This window comes from Mycobacterium sp. NPDC050551, assembly GCF_040674075.1.
GTDB lineage: Bacteria > Actinomycetota > Actinomycetes > Mycobacteriales > Mycobacteriaceae > Mycobacterium.
This window is the reverse complement of record NZ_JBFARC010000001.1, coordinates 54,690-71,740: the sequence shown is the minus strand read 5'-3', so window position 1 is coordinate 71,740 and position 17,051 is coordinate 54,690. Positions and strand designations below refer to the sequence as shown.

At 69.5% G+C, this 17,051-nt stretch carries 17 protein-coding genes; 9 read left to right on the top strand and 8 right to left on the bottom strand.

The annotated features are described in order from the left end of the window. Positions 1–10: 10 nt before the first annotated feature. Positions 11–1,129 (bottom strand): PQQ-dependent sugar dehydrogenase, encoded by a 1,119-nt coding sequence (locus tag AB0K11_RS00375; RefSeq protein ID WP_364971386.1) that lies wholly within the window; start codon positions 1,127–1,129, stop codon positions 11–13. Positions 1,130–1,253: 124 nt separating this feature from the next. Between AB0K11_RS00375 and AB0K11_RS00370 the strand changes: the two genes are divergently transcribed. Beyond that, positions 1,254–2,093: a DoxX family protein gene (locus AB0K11_RS00370; RefSeq protein WP_364971385.1), complete on the top strand. Its 840-nt coding sequence runs from the start codon at positions 1,254–1,256 to the stop codon at positions 2,091–2,093. A 3-nt stretch (positions 2,094–2,096) separates the two neighbouring features. Here the strand turns inward: AB0K11_RS00370 and AB0K11_RS00365 are convergent, their stop codons facing one another. Beyond that, positions 2,097–2,438, bottom strand: coding sequence for a PH domain-containing protein (locus AB0K11_RS00365; protein ID WP_364973592.1), 342 nt, complete (start codon positions 2,436–2,438; stop codon positions 2,097–2,099). Between the two features lie 336 nt (positions 2,439–2,774). Here AB0K11_RS00365 and AB0K11_RS00360 point away from each other — a divergent pair, with 336 nt between their 5' ends. From AB0K11_RS00360 to ilvC, 3 genes are read left to right on the top strand one after another with little or no spacing between them, the layout of a single operon-like run. After that, positions 2,775–4,649 carry an acetolactate synthase large subunit gene (locus AB0K11_RS00360; RefSeq protein ID WP_364971384.1) on the top strand — a complete coding sequence of 625 codons (1,875 nt, stop codon included), beginning with the start codon at positions 2,775–2,777 and terminating at the stop codon, positions 4,647–4,649. Continuing rightward, entirely contained in the window at positions 4,646–5,155 is a 510-nt protein-coding gene (gene ilvN, locus AB0K11_RS00355) for an acetolactate synthase small subunit (protein ID WP_364973589.1), read from the top strand. The genes AB0K11_RS00360 and ilvN overlap by 4 nt, the downstream gene beginning before the upstream one ends. 57 nt (positions 5,156–5,212) lie before the next feature. Next, positions 5,213–6,214 carry a ketol-acid reductoisomerase gene (gene ilvC, locus AB0K11_RS00350; protein ID WP_364973587.1) on the top strand — a complete coding sequence of 334 codons (1,002 nt, stop codon included), beginning with the start codon at positions 5,213–5,215 and terminating at the stop codon, positions 6,212–6,214. A 60-nt stretch (positions 6,215–6,274) separates the two neighbouring features. Here ilvC and AB0K11_RS00345 read toward each other — a convergent pair whose 3' ends face one another. Continuing rightward, positions 6,275–7,708, bottom strand: a complete 1,434-nt coding sequence (locus AB0K11_RS00345; RefSeq protein WP_364971383.1) for an NAD(P)/FAD-dependent oxidoreductase — start codon at positions 7,706–7,708, stop codon at positions 6,275–6,277. A 30-nt stretch (positions 7,709–7,738) separates the two neighbouring features. Here AB0K11_RS00345 and serA point away from each other — a divergent pair, with 30 nt between their 5' ends. After that, entirely contained in the window at positions 7,739–9,325 is a 1,587-nt protein-coding gene (serA, locus tag AB0K11_RS00340) for a phosphoglycerate dehydrogenase (RefSeq protein ID WP_364971382.1), read from the top strand. Next, positions 9,322–10,332, top strand: coding sequence for a 3-isopropylmalate dehydrogenase (locus AB0K11_RS00335; protein ID WP_364971381.1), 1,011 nt, complete (start codon positions 9,322–9,324; stop codon positions 10,330–10,332). Before serA ends, AB0K11_RS00335 begins: the two co-directional genes overlap by 4 nt. Here the strand turns inward: AB0K11_RS00335 and AB0K11_RS00330 are convergent. Genes AB0K11_RS00330 through AB0K11_RS00315 form a run of 4 tightly spaced genes read right to left on the bottom strand, consistent with a single transcriptional unit; the run spans position 10,329 to position 12,901 of the window. After that, positions 10,329–10,763 (bottom strand): hypothetical protein, encoded by a 435-nt coding sequence (locus tag AB0K11_RS00330; RefSeq protein ID WP_364971380.1) that lies wholly within the window; start codon positions 10,761–10,763, stop codon positions 10,329–10,331. The genes AB0K11_RS00335 and AB0K11_RS00330 overlap by 4 nt on opposite strands. After that, positions 10,753–11,259, bottom strand: a complete 507-nt coding sequence (locus AB0K11_RS00325) for a pyridoxamine 5'-phosphate oxidase family protein (RefSeq protein ID WP_364971379.1) — start codon at positions 11,257–11,259, stop codon at positions 10,753–10,755. Before AB0K11_RS00325 ends, AB0K11_RS00330 begins: the two co-directional genes overlap by 11 nt. A 54-nt stretch (positions 11,260–11,313) precedes the next feature. Further along, positions 11,314–12,543 (bottom strand): amidohydrolase family protein, encoded by a 1,230-nt coding sequence (locus AB0K11_RS00320; protein WP_364971378.1) that lies wholly within the window; start codon positions 12,541–12,543, stop codon positions 11,314–11,316. 7 nt (positions 12,544–12,550) lie between these two features. After that, complete coding sequence (locus tag AB0K11_RS00315) at positions 12,551–12,901, bottom strand: antibiotic biosynthesis monooxygenase (RefSeq protein ID WP_364971377.1); 351 nt, start codon at positions 12,899–12,901, stop codon at positions 12,551–12,553. Between the two features lie 61 nt (positions 12,902–12,962). Between AB0K11_RS00315 and AB0K11_RS00310 the strand changes: the two genes are divergently transcribed. Next, complete coding sequence (locus AB0K11_RS00310) at positions 12,963–13,394, top strand: MarR family transcriptional regulator (protein ID WP_364971376.1); 432 nt, start codon at positions 12,963–12,965, stop codon at positions 13,392–13,394. On the opposite strand, the gene AB0K11_RS00305 is transcribed toward AB0K11_RS00310, so the two are convergent. Beyond that, complete coding sequence (locus AB0K11_RS00305) at positions 13,363–14,577, bottom strand: MFS transporter (protein ID WP_364971375.1); 1,215 nt, start codon at positions 14,575–14,577, stop codon at positions 13,363–13,365. The genes AB0K11_RS00310 and AB0K11_RS00305 overlap by 32 nt on opposite strands. Before the next feature lie 114 nt (positions 14,578–14,691). Here AB0K11_RS00305 and AB0K11_RS00300 point away from each other — a divergent pair, with 114 nt between their 5' ends. Both AB0K11_RS00300 and gltX read left to right on the top strand, forming a co-directional pair. Beyond that, positions 14,692–15,474: a fumarylacetoacetate hydrolase family protein gene (locus AB0K11_RS00300; RefSeq protein WP_364971374.1), complete on the top strand. Its 783-nt coding sequence runs from the start codon at positions 14,692–14,694 to the stop codon at positions 15,472–15,474. After that, a complete protein-coding gene (gltX, locus tag AB0K11_RS00295; protein ID WP_364971373.1) occupies positions 15,474–16,946 on the top strand; it encodes a glutamate--tRNA ligase in 1,473 nt (490 codons plus the stop codon). The genes AB0K11_RS00300 and gltX overlap by 1 nt, the downstream gene beginning before the upstream one ends. The last annotated feature ends 105 nt before the right edge of the window (positions 16,947–17,051 follow it).

Below are 17,051 nucleotides of genomic sequence, written 5' to 3'. Positions count from 1 at the left end.
ACCGCGGGGATCAGGTGTTGTCGGCGTTGCTGCGCGGGAAGCCGCCGCCCTGCGGGAACAGCGGGAACACCACGTCGGAGAACTTCTCGGCGTCGCCCGAGGTCTTGTTCACCGTGGCGCCCCAGACGTTGCCGTCGGGGGACAGCTGCAGCGCCCAGGCGTGCCCGTGGGTGTCCTGGCGCAGCACCTCCGGCTCGCCGGTGACCGCTCCGGTGTCCGGCGCCATCCGCACCGCGACCGTCTGCTTGGTGTTCACCAGGTTCACCAGCACGGTGCCGTCCAGCGCCGCGCAGCCGGCCGCGCCCGGCCGGTCCGGCCACGTCCACACGGTCGAGACCGCCGACTCCTTGGTGATCCGCTGCAACCGGTCCGCGGTGGGCGTGCGGTCGGTGACGTAGAGGGATCCGTCGGACGGGTCGACGCACATCGAGCCGCCCGCCCCCAGCCCGCTCAGTGCGGTCGTCGTCGGCGCCTGGTCGACGGTGGTCGGCTGCTCGATGCGCAGCACCTTGCCCGCCAACGAACCGGGGTCGGCGGCCTGTGCGGGATTGCCCGCGTCGCCGGTCTGCACCAGCAGCGTCGTCGGGCTGGTGAAGATCAGGGAGCCCGAATTGCCGGTGGCGCCCTTGGGGATGCCGGTCAGGATCGGCTTGGGGATGTCGCCGTCGGCGATGCGCACGACGCGGTTGTCGGACGGCGTGCTGACGTAGGCGTACATCAGCCGGTCCTGGGAGTAGGTCGGCGACATGACGATGTCCATCAGGCCGCCGTCGCCGGACCCGTCGACCGGGATGGTGGTCTTGACCTTGGGCTCGGCTCGGACCGCGACCTCCTTGACCTCGCCCGTGGTGCGCTCGGCGACCAGCGCCGACTGGCCGTCGGGCAACATGATCAGCCCGCTGGTGCTCTCCAGGCAGCCCTGCATGACCCCGGGCGCCGGGCACTGCTTGGGGAACGGCGTGGGCGGCAACGGCGGTGGTGGTGGCGGCGCCGAACTCGGCGGCGGCTTCATCTCCGGCTCGGTGGTGAACGGCTGCGACTGCGCCTCGTCGAAGCGGGCGCAACCCGACCCGACCACGAGCGCGCACAACAGCACGAACACACCCATGACCGGCCGGCGCGTCCTCATGCGAGCCAGATTACGGATCGCCGGGCGGTGCTCGCCACGCCGGTGCTCGCCCACCTGCCGAAACGCGGCCAAAGCGCCGTGGTAAATCCCCGGTTCGAGGGTGAGTTGCACTTACCCTGACAGCGTGACCAGTCACTCTCAGGACCCGCGCGCCTGGCAACGGCCCGACGGCTCGGCCCGCCCGGCGACGGCGAGCCTGGTCGATCCGGAAGACGATCTGCCGACCTCGACCTACGGCGGGGACTTCGAGACCACCGCGATCCCGCGTTACGACTCCACCAAGGGCACCAGTGCCGAGCCCGGGCTCGGCCTGCTCGCCGACCCGGAACCACTGCCCTACGTGCAGCCCAGCGGGCGCCACGCGATGGCGCCGTACTCCGCCGAGCCCGCCGAGATCGACGTCGACCCCATCGCCGAGGACCGGGTCAGGGCCGCGGGCCGGCGCGGCACCCAGGACCTCGGCCTGCTGGTGCTCCGGCTGGCGGTCGGCGTGCTGCTGATCTCCCACGGCCTGCAGAAGGCGTTCGGGTGGTGGGGCGGTCCGGGCCTCGGCGGTTTCGAGACGACGCTGGCCGAACTCGGCTTCCAGCACGCCGGAGTCCTGACGTACGTGGCCACCATCGGTCAGATCGCCGCCGGGGTGCTGCTGGTGCTCGGCCTGTTCACCCCGGTGGCCGCCGCCGGCGCACTGGCGTACCTGATCAACGGGGTGCTCGCCGAGGCGGTCGTCGCCCACGAAGAGGCCAGGCTCTCCGCATTCCTCACCGACGGCCATGAGTACCGGGTGTTCGTGCTGGCCGCGGTCGCCGCGGTCATCCTGGCCGGGCCGGGGCGGTACGGCTTCGACGCGCGGCGCGGCTGGACCCGCCGGCCGTTCGTCGGATCGTTTGCCGCGCTGCTGCTGGGCGTCGGGGCGGGTATCGGGCTGTGGGTGCTGCTCAACGGCGCCAACCCGCTGGCCTGACGGCTACGCGTACGGGTTGGGCACCCGGCCCGCGCTGATCTCCGTCAGCTCCGGCAGTGTCGCGAATGTCACGGCCGGAAGGCGCAATTCGGTTCCGTCGACGAGGCGGGCCGACGCCCAGGCGCCCTTGCCGAACTGCAGGCCCTCGATGTCGGACCACGGCACGGTGGTGCTGCCGAACGCCCGGCGTGCGGTGACGGTGTCCTGATCGGCGACGGTGCGGTAGCGAATGATCAACGCCGACAGTGCGATCGGCAGCAGAAAGAGCGCGGCGGACACCGGCGGGGTGCTGAGCACGACCGCGAGCAGCGCGAAGGCGAAGAATCCGACCGCAAGGTGCGCCATCGGCGAGATCCGGATGACGACCGGAGCCGGCGGCGTGGATGCGGATGGCGTGGTCACACCCCCATTCTGGCACTGCGCCGGGAGGGTGACGGCGGGCCGGACCGGGGGCAGCCGGAATTTGACCTGTGACCAGTGCGGAGGCTACCGTCATGTGTTATGCGAAAGGGCTTGCTCGTAGTAATTGGTTGGCGCGTTGATGCCGCGCTGGCCCTCTCTTGGGCATAGCCACCAGCATCGACGCGCCAACCCTCGTACAGCAGCCCTGCTGACGGGGGTTTTTTGTTGCTTCAAGGGCGCCGAAGTGAAACCGACAACAACGAGATTCAAGAGGACGAAGTGAGCGCACCGACCACGCGACCACCGGAACGGGCCGCCACCGCGCCGCCCAGCGGCGATGCCGTGTCCGCTGTCAAGTCCACCAGCCCGAAGACCGTGCAGCCCAAGCGAATTGCGCCGCATGAAGTCACCGGTGCCCAGGCGGTGATCCGGTCGCTCGAGGAACTCGACGTCGACGTGATCTTCGGCATCCCGGGCGGCGCTGTCCTGCCGGTCTACGACCCGCTGTTCGATTCCCAGAAGCTGCGCCACGTGCTGGTGCGCCACGAGCAGGGCGCCGGCCACGCCGCCAGCGGATACGCCCACGCCACCGGGCGGGTCGGCGTGTGCATGGCGACCTCGGGTCCCGGCGCCACCAACCTGGTGACGCCGCTGGCGGACGCACAGATGGACTCCATCCCGGTGGTGGCGATCACCGGTCAGGTCGGCCGCGCGCTGATCGGCACCGACGCCTTCCAGGAGGCCGACATCTCCGGCATCACGATGCCGATCACCAAGCACAACTTCCTGGTCCGCAACGGTGACGACATCCCACGGGTGATCGCCGAGGCGTTCCACATCGCGTCCTCCGGGCGGCCCGGCGCGGTGCTCGTCGACATCCCCAAGGACATCCTGCAGGGCAAGTGCACGTTCTCCTGGCCGCCGCAGATGGACCTGCCCGGGTACAAGCCGAACACCAAACCGCACAGCCGCCAGGTGCGGGAGGCGGCGAAGCTGATCACGGCCGCGCGTAAGCCGGTGCTCTACGTCGGCGGTGGCGTGATCCGCGGCGACGCCAGCCAGGAGCTGCTGGACCTCGCCGAACTGACCGGCATCCCGGTGGTCACCACGCTCATGGCGCGTGGCGCGTTCCCCGACAGCCACCCCCAGAACCTCGCCATGCCGGGGATGCACGGCACCGTCTCCGCGGTGGCCGCGCTGCAGCGCAGCGACCTGTTGATCGCGCTGGGCACCCGTTTCGACGACCGGGTGACCGGGCAGCTGGACTCCTTCGCACCTGAGGCGAAGGTCATCCATGCCGACATCGACCCGGCCGAGATCGGCAAGAACCGGCACGCCGACGTGCCGATCGTGGGTGACGTCAAGGCCGTCATCGCCGACCTGCTCGAGGTGCTGAGGAAGGACACCGGCGGCACGCAGGAATTGGGAATCGACACGTGGTGGGAGTACCTGCGCGGCGTCCAGTCGACGTATCCGCTGAGCTACGGCCCGCAGAGCGACGGCAGCCTGTCGCCGGAGTACGTGATCGAGTCGCTGGGCAAGCTGGCCGGCCCCGATGCGATCTATGTGGCCGGCGTCGGGCAGCACCAGATGTGGGCCGCGCAGTTCATCTCCTACGAGAACCCGCGGACGTGGCTCAACTCGGGCGGCCTGGGCACCATGGGCTTCGCCGTCCCGGCGGCGATGGGCGCCAAGATGGGCCGGCCCGAGGCCGAGGTGTGGGCCATCGACGGCGACGGCTGCTTCCAGATGACCAACCAGGAGCTGGCGACCTGTGCGGTCGAGGGCATCCCGATCAAGGTTGCGGTGATCAACAACGGCAATCTCGGCATGGTGCGCCAGTGGCAGACGCTGTTCTACGAGGAGCGGTACAGCCAGACGGATCTGGGCACCCACTCGCGCCGGATCCCGGACTTCGTGAAGCTGGCCGACGCACTGGGCTGTGTCGGGTTGCGTTGTGAGCGTGCCGAAGACGTCGAGGATGTCATCAACCAGGCCCGCGCGATCAACGACCGGCCGGTGGTCATCGACTTCACCGTCGGCGCCGACGCACAGGTGTGGCCGATGGTGGCCGCAGGCACCAGCAATGACCAGATCATGGCCGCCCACAACATCCGTCCGCTGTTCGACGACAACGAAGAGGGGCACGCCTGATGACCACCACACACACGCTGTCGGTGCTCGTCGAGGACAAACCCGGTGTGCTCGCCCGTGTCGCGGCGCTGTTCTCGCGGCGCGGCTACAACATCGAGTCGCTGGCCGTCGGCGCGACGGAGCAGAAGGACATGTCCCGCATGACGATCGTCGTCAGCGTCGAGGAGCTGCTTCCCCTCGAACAGATCACCAAGCAGCTCAACAAGCTGATCAACGTGATCAAGATCGTCGAGCAGGACGCCGACAACTCGGTCTCGCGTGAGCTGGCGCTGATCAAGGTCCGCGCGGACGCGACCACCCGCGGCCAGGTCATCGAGGCGGTGAACCTGTTCCGCGCCAAGGTCGTCGACGTCTCCAACGAGTCGCTGACGGTCGAGGCCACCGGCACGCCGGGCAAGCTCGAGGCGCTGCTGCGGGTGCTCGAGCCGTACGGTATCCGCGAGATCGTGCAGTCCGGTGTGGTGTCGTTGTCCCGCGGTCCCCGCGGCATCGGCTCCGCCAAGTAATCCCCGAAAACAAGCGAAGACGCTCAGAAGAGAAGGAAATACAGAGTGGCAGTTGAGATGTTCTACGACGGCGATGCGGATCTGTCCGTCATCCAGGGACGCAAGGTCGGCGTCATCGGCTACGGCAGCCAGGGCCACGCCCATTCGCTGAGCCTTCGTGACTCGGGCGTGCAGGTGAAGGTCGGCCTCAAGGAGGGCTCCAAGTCCCGGGACAAGGTCACCGAGCAGGGTCTCGAGGTCGACACTCCGGCCGAGGTCGCCAAGTGGGCGGACGTGATCATGCTGCTCGCGCCCGACACCGCGCAGGCCGACATCTTCACCAATGACATCGAGCCCAACCTCGAGGACGGCAATGCGCTGTTCTTCGGACACGGCCTGAACATCCACTTCGACCTGATCAAGCCGCCGGCGAACGTGACCATCGGCATGGTGGCCCCCAAGGGCCCCGGCCATCTGGTGCGCCGTCAGTTCGTCGACGGCAAGGGCGTTCCGTGCCTGGTCGCCGTGGAGCAGGACCCCAAGGGCGAGGGCGAGGCGCTGGTGCTGTCCTACGCCAAGGGCATCGGTGGCACCCGGGCCGGCGTCATCAAGACCACGTTCAAGGACGAGACCGAGACCGACCTGTTCGGTGAGCAGGCCGTGCTGTGCGGTGGCACCGAAGAACTCATCAAGACCGGCTTCGAGGTGATGGTCGAGGCGGGGTATGCGCCCGAGCTGGCCTACTTCGAGGTGCTGCACGAGCTGAAGCTCATCGTCGACCTGATCTACGAGGGCGGCATCGCGCGGATGAACTACTCGGTCTCCGACACCGCCGAATTCGGCGGCTATCTGTCCGGACCGCGGGTCATCGACGCCGACACCAAGAAGCGGATGCAGCAGATCCTGTCGGAGATCCAGGACGGCACCTTCGTCAAGAAGCTCGTCGCCAACGTCGAGGGCGGCAACAAGGAGCTCGAGGGCCTGCGCAAGCAGAACGCCGAGCACCCGATCGAGGTGACCGGCAAGAAGCTGCGTGACCTGATGAGCTGGGTCGACCGGCCGATCACCGAAACGGCCTAGGCGACAACGCTTTCGGCGCGTCCACCTCACGAGGGTGGGCGCGCCGAAGTCGTGAAGGGGTCAGGGGGCGAGGCTCGGCACCTCACGGATGCCGAATTCGCGGCGTAGCACCGAACGTGCCGCGTAGTAGCCCGCCATCCCGTGCACGCCGGCGCCCGGAGGGGTGGCCGACGAGCACAGGTAGACCTTGTCGATCGGTGTCGCCCACGGATCGAGCCTCGGGGTCGGCCCCAGCACCGCCTTGAACACGTCGGCGCCGCCGACGGTGATGTCACCGCCCACGTAATTCGCGTTGTGCTGCGACATCTCGGCGGCGGTGACGCTGCGCGCGGCGACGACGATGTCGCGGAAACCCGGCGCGAATCGTTCGATCGAGGCGGTGACGGCCTCGGTCTGGTCCACCGTCGATCCCGCGGGAACGTGCGCGTAGGTCCACATCGGCCGCCACCCCGCGTCGTCCATGCGGGTGGGGTCGACGAGGTGGGGCAGTGCGGCGAGGATCATCGGCCGCGCGGCGTGCCGGCCCTGCGCGGCGTCGATCTCGGCCCGGGCCATCTCGGCGCGGCTGCCGCCGAGGTGCAGTGTCGGCGCATCGGCCAGCCGCTCGTCGGACCAGGGCACGTCATCGGAGAGGACGAAGTCCACTTTGGCCGCACCGGGACCGAAGCGGTAGCGCATCAGCGCTCTGGCGTATCGGGATGGAACCCGTTCGCGGTAGATCGGCATCAGCGCGGTCGGGGCGGTGTCGTACAGCACGACGCCCGATGGCGGGGTGGTCACCTCGCTGTCGGCGTGGATCTCGCCACCGTGGGCGCGCAGGTCGGCGATCAGGGCGTCGGTGATCGCCTGGGTGCCGCCGATCGGGATGGGCCAGCCCCGGGTGTGGGCCAGCGTGCTGAGCATCAACCCGGCACCGGATGACGCCAGCGAGGGTGGTCGCGAAATGGCGTGTGCGGCAACGCCTGTCAGTAACGCCTGAGCATCGTCGCCGCGCAGCAACAGGTTCCACGCCCGCGTACCCTGCTCCAGGATCCGCAGCCCCAGCCTCGTCACGTTGACGAGGTCCGGCGGCAGCGAGCGCTTGTCGCCCAACATGAACCCCAGCACCGTGTCCTCGTGCTCCACGAGCGGGCCGAGCAGCCGCCGCCAGGACGCACCGTCGGACAACTCGTCGCAGGTGCGGTCGAGGTCGCGGTAGGCGACCGCCGCGGGCCGCCCCGCCAGTGGGTTGGCGTAGGAGACCTCGGGCACGCCGAATCGGACTCCGCGCGCCTGCAGGTCGAACTCGGCGAAGAACGGCGAGCCCAGCGCCAGCGGGTGCACCGCCGAGCACACGTCGTGCAGGATGCCGTCGAACTCGGGGTCGGTGGCGCTGCGCGCCCCACCTCCCAACGTCGGCTGCGCCTCCAGTACCTGCACCGACAGCCCAGCACGGGCGCAGACCACGGCCGCGGCGAGCCCGTTGGGCCCGCTGCCGACCACCGTGATGTTCATGGGCCCATTACAGCCCACTACGCTGTCCGCGTGAGCCTGCCCGTTGTATTGATCGCCGACAAACTCGCCGAATCCACCGTCGCCGCCCTCGGTGACCAGGTAGAGGTCCGCTGGGTGGACGGTCCGGATCGCCCGAAGCTGCTGGCCGCGGTGCCGGACGCCGACGCGCTGCTGGTGCGTTCGGCGACCACCGTCGACGCCGAGGTGCTGGCGGCGGCGCCCAAACTCAAGATCGTCGCGCGGGCCGGTGTCGGCCTGGACAACGTCGACGTCGACGCCGCCACCGCCCGCGGTGTGCTCGTGGTGAACGCGCCCACCTCCAACATCCACAGCGCCGCCGAACACGCCTTGGCGCTGCTGCTCGCGACGGCACGCCAGATTCCCGCGGCCGACGCCACGCTGCGTCAGCACACGTGGAAGCGCTCGTCATTCTCGGGAACCGAGATCTTCGGCAAGACCGTCGGCGTCGTCGGGCTCGGCCGCATCGGACAGCTGGTGGCCCAGCGGCTCGCGGCGTTCGGCGCGCACATCACCGCCTATGACCCCTACGTGTCGTCGGCGCGGGCCGCGCAGCTGGGCATCGAACTGCTGTCCCTCGACGAACTGCTCGGCCGAGCCGACTTCATCTCGGTGCACCTGCCGAAGACGAAGGAGACCGCGGGCCTCTTCGGCAAGGACGCGCTGGCCAAGATCAAGCCGGGCGCCATCATCGTCAACGCCGCACGCGGCGGGCTGATCGACGAGCAGGCGCTCGCCGACGCGATCACCAGCGGGCACATCCGCGGTGCCGGTCTGGACGTCTTCGCGACCGAACCGTGCACCGACAGCCCGCTGTTCGAGCTGCCGCAGGTCGTCGTCACACCGCACCTCGGCGCATCGACCGCCGAGGCGCAGGACCGGGCAGGCACCGACGTCGCGGCCAGTGTGCGGCTCGCGCTGGCCGGCGAGTTCGTGCCCGACGCCGTGAACGTCGGGGGCGGCACCGTCGGCGAGGAGGTGGCGCCGTGGCTGGACCTGGTCCGCAAGCTGGGCCTGCTGGTCGGGGCGCTGTCCGCCGAACTGCCCACCAACCTGTGCGTCCAGGTGCGCGGTGAGTTGGCGTCCGAGGACGTCGGGGTGCTGCGGCTGTCCGCGCTGCGTGGCCTGTTCTCCGCGGTGATCGAGGATCAGGTGACGTTCGTCAACGCCCCCGCCCTGGCCGCCGAGCGCGGTGTCGAGGCGAGCATCGACACCGAGAGCGAGAGCCCCAACCACCGCAGCGTCGTCGACGTGCGTGCCGTGGCCGCCGACGGGTCGACCGTCAACGTCTCGGGCACGCTGTCCGGGCCGCAGCTGGTCGAGAAGATCGTGCAGGTCAACGGCCGCAACCTGGATCTGCGCGCCGAGGGCGTCAACCTCATCATCAACTACGACGATCAACCGGGCGCGCTGGGCAAGATCGGCACCCTGCTCGGCGGCGCAGGCGTCAACATCCTGGCCGCGCAGCTCTCGCAGGACGCCGACGGCGAGGGCGCGACCATCATGTTGCGACTCGACCGCCAGGTGCCCGCCGACGTGCTGTCCGGCATCGGCCGCGACGTGAGCGCTTCGACGTTGGAACTGGTCGACCTGTCGTGAAGCTCGCTGTCATCGCCGGCGACGGCATCGGACCCGAGGTCATCGCCGAGGCACTGAAGGTGCTCGACATCGTGCTGCCCGGCGTCGAGCGCACCGAGTACGACCTGGGCGCGCGGCGCTATCACGCGACGGGGGAGACGTTGCCCGACGGCGTGGTCGACGAACTGCGCGGCCACGACGCGATCCTGCTCGGTGCGATCGGGGATCCGTCGGTGCCCAGCGGCGTGCTCGAGCGCGGCCTGTTGCTGACACTGCGCTTCCAGCTCGACCACCACGTCAACCTTCGGCCCTCCCGCCTGCTCCCCGGCGTCACCAGCCCGCTGGCCGGCGACCCGGCGATCGACTTCGTGGTGGTGCGCGAAGGAACCGAAGGCCCGTACACGGGCACCGGCGGCGCGATCCGGGCCGGCACCCCGCACGAAGTCGCCACCGAGGTCAGCCTGAACACCGCGTTCGGCGTCGAACGGGTGGTGCGCGACGCGTTCGCGCGAGCGGCCAAGCGGCGCAAGCACCTCACGCTGGTGCACAAGACGAACGTGCTGTCCTTCGCCGGAACGCTGTGGGCGCGCACCGTCGCCGAGGTCGGCCGCGAATTCCCCGACGTCGAGACCGCCTATCAGCACATCGACGCGGCCACCATCCACATGGTCACCGATCCCGGCCGGTTCGACGTCATCGTCACGGACAACCTGTTCGGCGACATCATCACCGACCTCGCCGCCGCCGTCTCCGGCGGTATCGGCCTGGCCGCCAGCGGCAACATCGACGCCACGCGCACCAACCCGTCGATGTTCGAACCGGTGCACGGCAGCGCCCCGGACATCGCGGGTCAGGGCATCGCCGACCCGACTGCGGCCGTGATGTCGGTGGCCCTGCTGCTGGCCCACGTCGGCGAGGACGCCGCCGCGGCGCGGGTCGACCGTGCGGTGGAGCAGCATCTCGCCACCCGCGGCGAGGAGAAGCTGTCGACCACCCAGATCGGCGACCGGATCGCGGCCAACCTCTAGCGCTGCTCGTCCACCCGGCGCTGCATCTCCTTGACCGCCGCCCAGTCGACGGCCGGGCGGTCGAGGCCGCGCCGGGCGAGATACCTGCGTGCGGAGGCGTTCGCGTTCCTGATCATGGCCAGGGGCGCCAGTCGCGACGGCGCGGTGAAGGCGGTGCTGACGAAGTCCCATGCGTCGTCGCGGCGCTCGAGGCGGCCGCGCACGTGCAGCGTCCGGATGTTCCACATCTTGTCGTCGTGGAAGTGGCACAGCAGGTTCGCCGGGCCTGCTGCGGGCGCCAGCGCGGTGGGCAGCTCGGCGGTGAGCACTCCGGTGGTCGGGTCGTAGTCCGCGGTGCGGACGCGGACGCTGAACGGATACCCCTGCGTGTCGATCGCGGTGAGGACGGCTTCGTCGTACCGGCGCAGCGCCTTCGCCGCCTCACTCCACACGGCGCACCTCGCCGAGATCGAGTTCTGTTGGTGCCGTGGTGAAGTCACGGTTCGGCCAGTACAGTGCCCGGTGCGGGGTGACGTGCATCAGGATGCGCATGTAGTACGACCAGAATACGCGCCGGCCCACCCGTGAGTGCCAGATCGCCCCGGCGGGCTGGCGTCGGGCGACCGTCTGCATGAGTGCGGCGAAATCGGGGTCGGCCAGAGCGTCGGTGACGATGGCGTCCTCGGCGACGGCGTCGCCCTGGATCAGCACGGCGCCCGGAGCGGCGAGGCCGCTGCCGGTCGGCTCGGAGAACAACATGCTGACCCGGGGATCGCGGCGGATGTTGAAGGCTTTCTGCGGCAGCCCGATGCTGGTGGCCATCAGGAATCGGCCGTCGGCGAGCAGACGCGGTGACACCGGCCAGGTCTGGGGCGCGCCGCCGCGGCCGAGCGTGGTCAACTCGCAGGTGAAGTACCTGTCGATGATGTCGAGTGCGGCGGTCGGCACGCGGCGAGCGTAACGCCGGGTGTCATTCGGTACGGAGATTCCGCAGGATGGGGTTCAGCGGGTGAGGAAGCCACCGCGGTCGACCGCGACGGCGCCGTCTTTCATCACCAGCAGAATGTTGTCGGGTACGCCGACCGAGTCGATGTCGGACAGCGGGTTCCCCCGCACGACGACCAGGTCGGCGACCTTGCCCTCCTGCACTGTGCCGAGTTCGTCGGCCACGCCGCAGAGTTCGGCCGAGTTGCGAGTGCCGGCGACGATCGCCTGCATCGGCGTCAGTCCGCCGAACCTGACGAGCAACCCGAGCTCCTCGAGATTGGTGCCGTGCCGCGGACCGAGGCCGGCGTCGGTGCCGAGCGCGATGGTGACGCCGGCGGCGACGGACGCGGCAATCGACTCCTGGGCCAGGGCGTGCCAGCGCGCACCCTTGGCCTGGCCGGCGGGTGAGGTGGTCGCGTCGCTCATGGTCTCCAGCAGCGTCGGCACCAGGATGATGCCGGATTCGACCATCCGCGCGCGCAATTCGTCGTCGAGTGCGTAGCCGTGCTCGATGCTGGTGACACCCGCGTCGACGGCCGCCGCGATGCCAGCGTGCCCGATTGCGTGTGCGGCGACCCGCTTGTGGCCGTACGCCGCGGCTTCGGCCACCACCGCGGCGATCAGTTCGCGGCGCATGCCCAGCCATTCAGGCTGATCGCTGGGGGAAGTGACGCCTCCGCTCGAGGCGACTTTGATCACGTCGGCGCCCGCCGCGATCAACTCCCGGGTACGCCGGCGCGCGTCGTCGACGGTGTCCACCAGCGAGCCACCCACCACCGGAGTCAGATCGAGACCGGAGGGCATGCGGAAGTCGGCGTGACCACTGGTCTGGCTCATCATGTTGATGGCGACGAGCAGCCGGGGACCGGCGATGAGACCCTCGGCCACGGCGTCGCGAACGCCGGCGTCCACGCCCATCAGGTCGCGAGCGGTGGTGACGCCGTTGTGCAGGGTCGCGCGCAGGCGCTCGATCAACTGGAAGCCGCGGTAGGACGGCGGCCGTAGAACCAGGTCCAGCGGCAGGGCGCCCGCTCCGGGCAGACTGAGATGCACGTGGCAGTCGAAGAAGCCGGGACACACGGTGTGACCGCCGAGGTCGACGCGCGTGGCGTCGCCCACCGGTGCGCCGAAAGCATCTCCGGCATAACGGATTCGATCGTCCTCGACGAGCACCGCGGCGTCGGGCACCGGGTCCGCGCCGGTGCCGTCGATCAGCGTGGTGTTGTGCAGCAGTAGGCCGGCCATCGTCTGGTCAACATAGCCCGGCGGCTGCGCTTCCGGCGGGACCCTGGACGTGCACGACCGTGTACAGGTGCGGATCGAAGGCCGTGGCGATGGCCGCTGCACCACCCATGTGCTCGCGCGCCGCGGGGTCGGCCAGCATCTGGTGATAGGCCTCCTCGCTGTCCCACTGTGCGTAGTTGACGACCCGGGTGCGGTCATTGCTGATGTGGATGTTGGCGGCGCGGAAGCCGTGCCGGTGACGCATGACGGTGTCGGTGGCCTCGCTCAACAGGTCGGCGAGCGCCTGTGCCCGTTCGGGTTCGACGGTGAATGTGTTGATCATGGTGACGTATGGGTTGTGCACGGCGATGACGGTCATCGATCCTCCTAATGTCAGGTTCCTTACATAGTCGACGATAGCAGCATGTAAGGTTCCTGTCATGGTGGTTTCCGAATCGGAGCGCATGGCCGGCTATCTGGTCAAGCGGGTGCAACAGGCGCTGCGCCGGCGATGTGATTCGGCGTTGCGGCCGACGGGGTTGTCGATGGCCCAGTATTCGGCGTTGCGGGCGCTGGCCGATCATCCGGAGGCGTCGGCGTCAGAGCTCGCGCGGCGGTGTTTCGTGACGCGCCAGTCCGCGCAGGATCTGCTGGCGGGTCTGCGCGCCGCAGGCCTCGTCGATGACGCGGGCACGCAGGCACCGGGCCGCGCACGCGCGCTGGAACTGACGGCGCAGGGCAGACGGCGGCTGGGCAGCGCGCATGCCGCGGTCGAGGGAGTGGAGGCGCAGATGCTGTCCGGGCTGTCCGGCACCGCGCGCCGTCAGCTGGCTCAGGCCCTCACCCTGTGTGCGGCGAATCTCGAGGGCTGAGCCCGGTCTCGACGTCGACGGGAACCAATGGCAGTGCGATCAGCGGCAACACGGCGCACACCGCGAACGCCGCCGGATACCCGGCAATGCCGATCAGGGCGCCGAACGCAGGCGCGGCGACCGCCGAGGCCAGGTGCTGGCTGGTGTTCTGCGCGCCGAGGGCACGCCCGCTCCAGAAGGGGCCCGCGATCTCGGCGATCGCGGTGAAGGCAAGCCCGTTGTCGGACACGGTGATCACCGACGCCGCCACCATCAGCGCGACGCTGACCGGCGAGCCGAGCGCATCGGTCAGCGCGAGCAGCGCCATCGTGGCGGCCGCAGCCAGGGCGATCGACCGGATCGGCCGGAGCCGGTGACGCACCCGGTCGGACCAGTAGCCGGCGGCGATTCGTCCGGCCGCGCCCAGCAATTGGGAGACGGTCACCAGCGTTCCCGCCGACACCGCCGACCATCCGCGATCGGTCATCAGCCACACGAGGGTGAACGTCCACACCACCGCCTGCGGCACCACCAGCAGCACCGAGACGGCGTGGATTCGCCACAGCACAGCCGCGCCGCGGTACGGGTTGGCCAGATCCGCGGCGGGCGCCTCCGCGCGGGGCGGCCGTGGCGGATCCAGCACGCCCACCACGCAGATCACCGCCGCGACCGCACACACGATGGCGGGGAACAGCAGCGCCGTCGCCACACCGTGCGACTCGGCAAGCCGGGGGATGACCAGTGCGCCGAGCCCGACGCCCAGCGGCGTCGCGGTCTGCCGGATGCCCATCACCATCCCGCGCTGATGGGGAGGGAACCAGCCGACCACCAGCCGACCGCTGGCCGAATTGCTGCTGGCGGCCGCCATGCCGCCGAGGAACAGCAGTGCGCCGACCAGGATCAAGGAGTCGGCGGCGGCCGCGGCGAAGGCGGCGGCCGCGGTCAGCGCCGATCCCACGGTGAGCACGAACCGCTCGCCGACCCGGTCCACCACGTAGCCCCAGGCGATCAGGGTGCACACCATCCCGAAGCTCGGCATCGACGACAGCAGACCCGCCACCGCCAGGTCGAGTCCGCGCTCGGAGTGCAGGGTGGGGATGAGAAACGCCGCACCGTTGATGAACACGTTGGCGCACAACGTCGCGGTTAGGGCGATGACCAGCATCGACCAGCGTCGCAGGGTGCCGATCGCCGCCGTGGCCATGCGGACATGGTGGCACACGTGTCTCAGTGTGCAGAACTCTGATCTCAAATACTGAGACGACGGCGGCGGGGAGTCGGCCGCCGGCCGCCGTCCTGCGGCCACTAGGCTGTGGTGATGCGCCTCGGTCGAATCGCCAGCCCAGACGGTGTCGCCTTCGTCAGCATCGAAGGTCCGCCCGACGATCCGGCGGCCGTCGCCAAGGAGATCGCCGAACACCCGTTCGGCAGCCCGACGTTCACCGGGCGGTCCTGGCCGCTGGCCGACGTCCGTCTGCTGGCGCCCATCCTGGCCAGCAAGGTGGTCTGCATGGGCAAGAACTACGCCGCGCACATCGAGGAGATGGGCGGCGGCGACTTCCCGGACCCGATCATCTTCCTCAAGCCGAACACGTCGATCATCGGTCCGCACGTCCCGATCCAACTGCCTGCCGGCGCCAATCCGGTGCACCACGAAGGCGAACTGGCGGTGGTGATCGGCCGCCCGTGCAAAGACGTGCCCGCCGCCCGCGCCGCCGAGAACATCCTCGGCTACACGATCGCCAACGACGTGTCCGCCCGGGACCAGCAGAAGCAGGACGGGCAGTGGACCCGCGCCAAGGGCCACGACACCTTCTGCCCGCTCGGGCCCTGGATCGTCACCGACCTCGACCCCACCGATCTGGACCTGCGCACCGAGGTCAACGGGGAACTGCGCCAGCACAGCAGGACGTCGCTGATGATCCACGACATCGGGGCCATCATCGAGTGGGTGTCGGCGGTGATGACCCTGCTGCCGGGAGACGTCATCCTCACCGGCACGCCGGAGGGAGTTGGGCCGTTGGAGAACGGCGACACCGTCAGCATCACGGTGGAGGGCATCGGCACGCTGACCAATCCCGTTGTGCGAAAGGCCAAGTGATGACGGTCCGGGTCCGGTTCTGCCCCTCGCCCACGGGAACGCCCCACGTCGGGCTGATCCGCACCGCCCTGTTCAATTGGGCCTACGCCCGCCACACGGGCGGTGCCTTCGTCTTCCGGCTCGAGGACACCGACGCCGAACGCGACAGCGAGGAAAGCTATCTGGCGCTGCTTGACGCGCTGTCCTGGCTGGGTCTGGACTACGACGAGGGCCCCGACATCGGCGGGCCGTACGCGCCCTACCGGCAGTCGCAGCGACGCGACATCCACCGCGACGTGGTGGACCGCCTGCTCGCGGCCGGCGAGGCCTACGAGGCGTTCTCGACACCCGAGGAGGTCGAGGCCCGGCACGTGGCCGCAGGACGCAACCCGAAGCTGGGCTACGACAACTTCGACCGGGAGCTGACCGACGAGCAGCGTGCGGCCTACCTCGCCGAGGGGCGCAGGCCGGTGATCCGGCTCAAGATGCCCGACCACGACCTCACGTGGCGGGATCTTGTCCGCGGCGAGACGACGTTCCCTGCGGGCTCCGTGCCGGATTTCGCGCTCACCCGCGCCAGCGGCGATCCGCTCTACACGTTGGTCAATCCCGTGGACGACGCGTTGATGAAGATCACCCATGTGCTGCGCGGCGAGGACATCATGTCCTCGACGCCACGCCAGATCGCCTTGTACGAGGCGCTGATGCGGATCGGCGTGGCCGAGCGGGTGCCCGAATTCGCGCACCTGCCCAGCGTTCTCGGTGACGGCAACAAGAAGCTGTCCAAGCGCGACCCGCAGTCGAACCTCTTCCTGCACCGGGAGCGGGGTTTCATCCCCGAGGGTCTGCTCAACTACCTGGCGCTACTGGGATGGGGGATCGCCGACGACCACGACGTGTTCAGCCTCGACGAGATGGTGGCCGCATTCGACGTCGCCGACGTCAACTCCAATCCGGCGCGCTTCGACCAGAAGAAGGCCGACGCGCTCAATGCCGAGCACCTCCGGCTGCTCAGCGAGGACGAGTTCACCCGCCGGCTGCGCGACTACTTCACCGCTCACGACCACGACACCGGGCTCGACGATCGGCGGTTCGCGGAGGCCGCCCGGCTGGTACAGACCCGCATCGTCGTGCTCGGCGACGCGTGGGACCTGTTGAAGTTCCTCGACGACTCCGCATTCGCGCTCGACGAGAAATCGGCCGCCAAGGAGCTGCGCACCGAGGCGGTGGGCGTGCTCGATGCCGCGGCGACGGCGCTGGAGGGCGTCGGGGAGTGGACCACCCCGGCGATCGAGGAGGCGCTGAAGTCCGCGCTGATCGACGGCCTCGAGCTGAAACCGCGCAAGGCGTTCGGTCCGATCCGGGTGGCGGTCACCGGTGCGAGCATCAGCCCGCCGCTTTTCGAGTCGCTGGAACTGCTCGGTCGTGACCGCAGCCTACGGCGGTTGCGCGCCGGTCGGGAGCGCGCGGCGGCCGAGAGGCCCCAGGCGTGAAAAGCGGCCGCGGAATCTTTGGTAGTCTGCCTGTCGGCCCACAAACACGGGCGGCGGCGACGAGCCGCTGCCGGTAGGGCCGAAAGCGCTCGTGACCTGCGGTGA

Excerpts from the sequence above, each read along its gene's own strand:
- AB0K11_RS00375 (WP_364971386.1), bottom strand. The coding sequence starts at position 1,129 with ATGAGGACGCGCCGGCCGGTCATGGGTGTGTTCGTGCTGTTGTGCGCG.
- AB0K11_RS00305 (WP_364971375.1), bottom strand. The coding sequence starts at position 14,577 with ATGGCCACGGCGGCGATCGGCACCCTGCGACGCTGGTCGATGCTGGTC.
- AB0K11_RS00345 (WP_364971383.1), bottom strand. The coding sequence starts at position 7,708 with ATGAACATCACGGTGGTCGGCAGCGGGCCCAACGGGCTCGCCGCGGCC.
- AB0K11_RS00315 (WP_364971377.1), bottom strand. The coding sequence starts at position 12,901 with ATGACCGTCATCGCCGTGCACAACCCATACGTCACCATGATCAACACA.
- ilvC (WP_364973587.1), top strand. The coding sequence starts at position 5,213 with ATGTTCTACGACGGCGATGCGGATCTGTCCGTCATCCAGGGACGCAAG.
- AB0K11_RS00320 (WP_364971378.1), bottom strand. The coding sequence starts at position 12,543 with ATGGCCGGCCTACTGCTGCACAACACCACGCTGATCGACGGCACCGGC.
- AB0K11_RS00300 (WP_364971374.1), top strand. The coding sequence starts at position 14,692 with ATGCGCCTCGGTCGAATCGCCAGCCCAGACGGTGTCGCCTTCGTCAGC.
- AB0K11_RS00310 (WP_364971376.1), top strand. The coding sequence starts at position 12,963 with ATGGTGGTTTCCGAATCGGAGCGCATGGCCGGCTATCTGGTCAAGCGG.
- gltX (WP_364971373.1), top strand. The coding sequence starts at position 15,474 with ATGACGGTCCGGGTCCGGTTCTGCCCCTCGCCCACGGGAACGCCCCAC.
- AB0K11_RS00365 (WP_364973592.1), bottom strand. The coding sequence starts at position 2,438 with ATGGCGCACCTTGCGGTCGGATTCTTCGCCTTCGCGCTGCTCGCGGTC.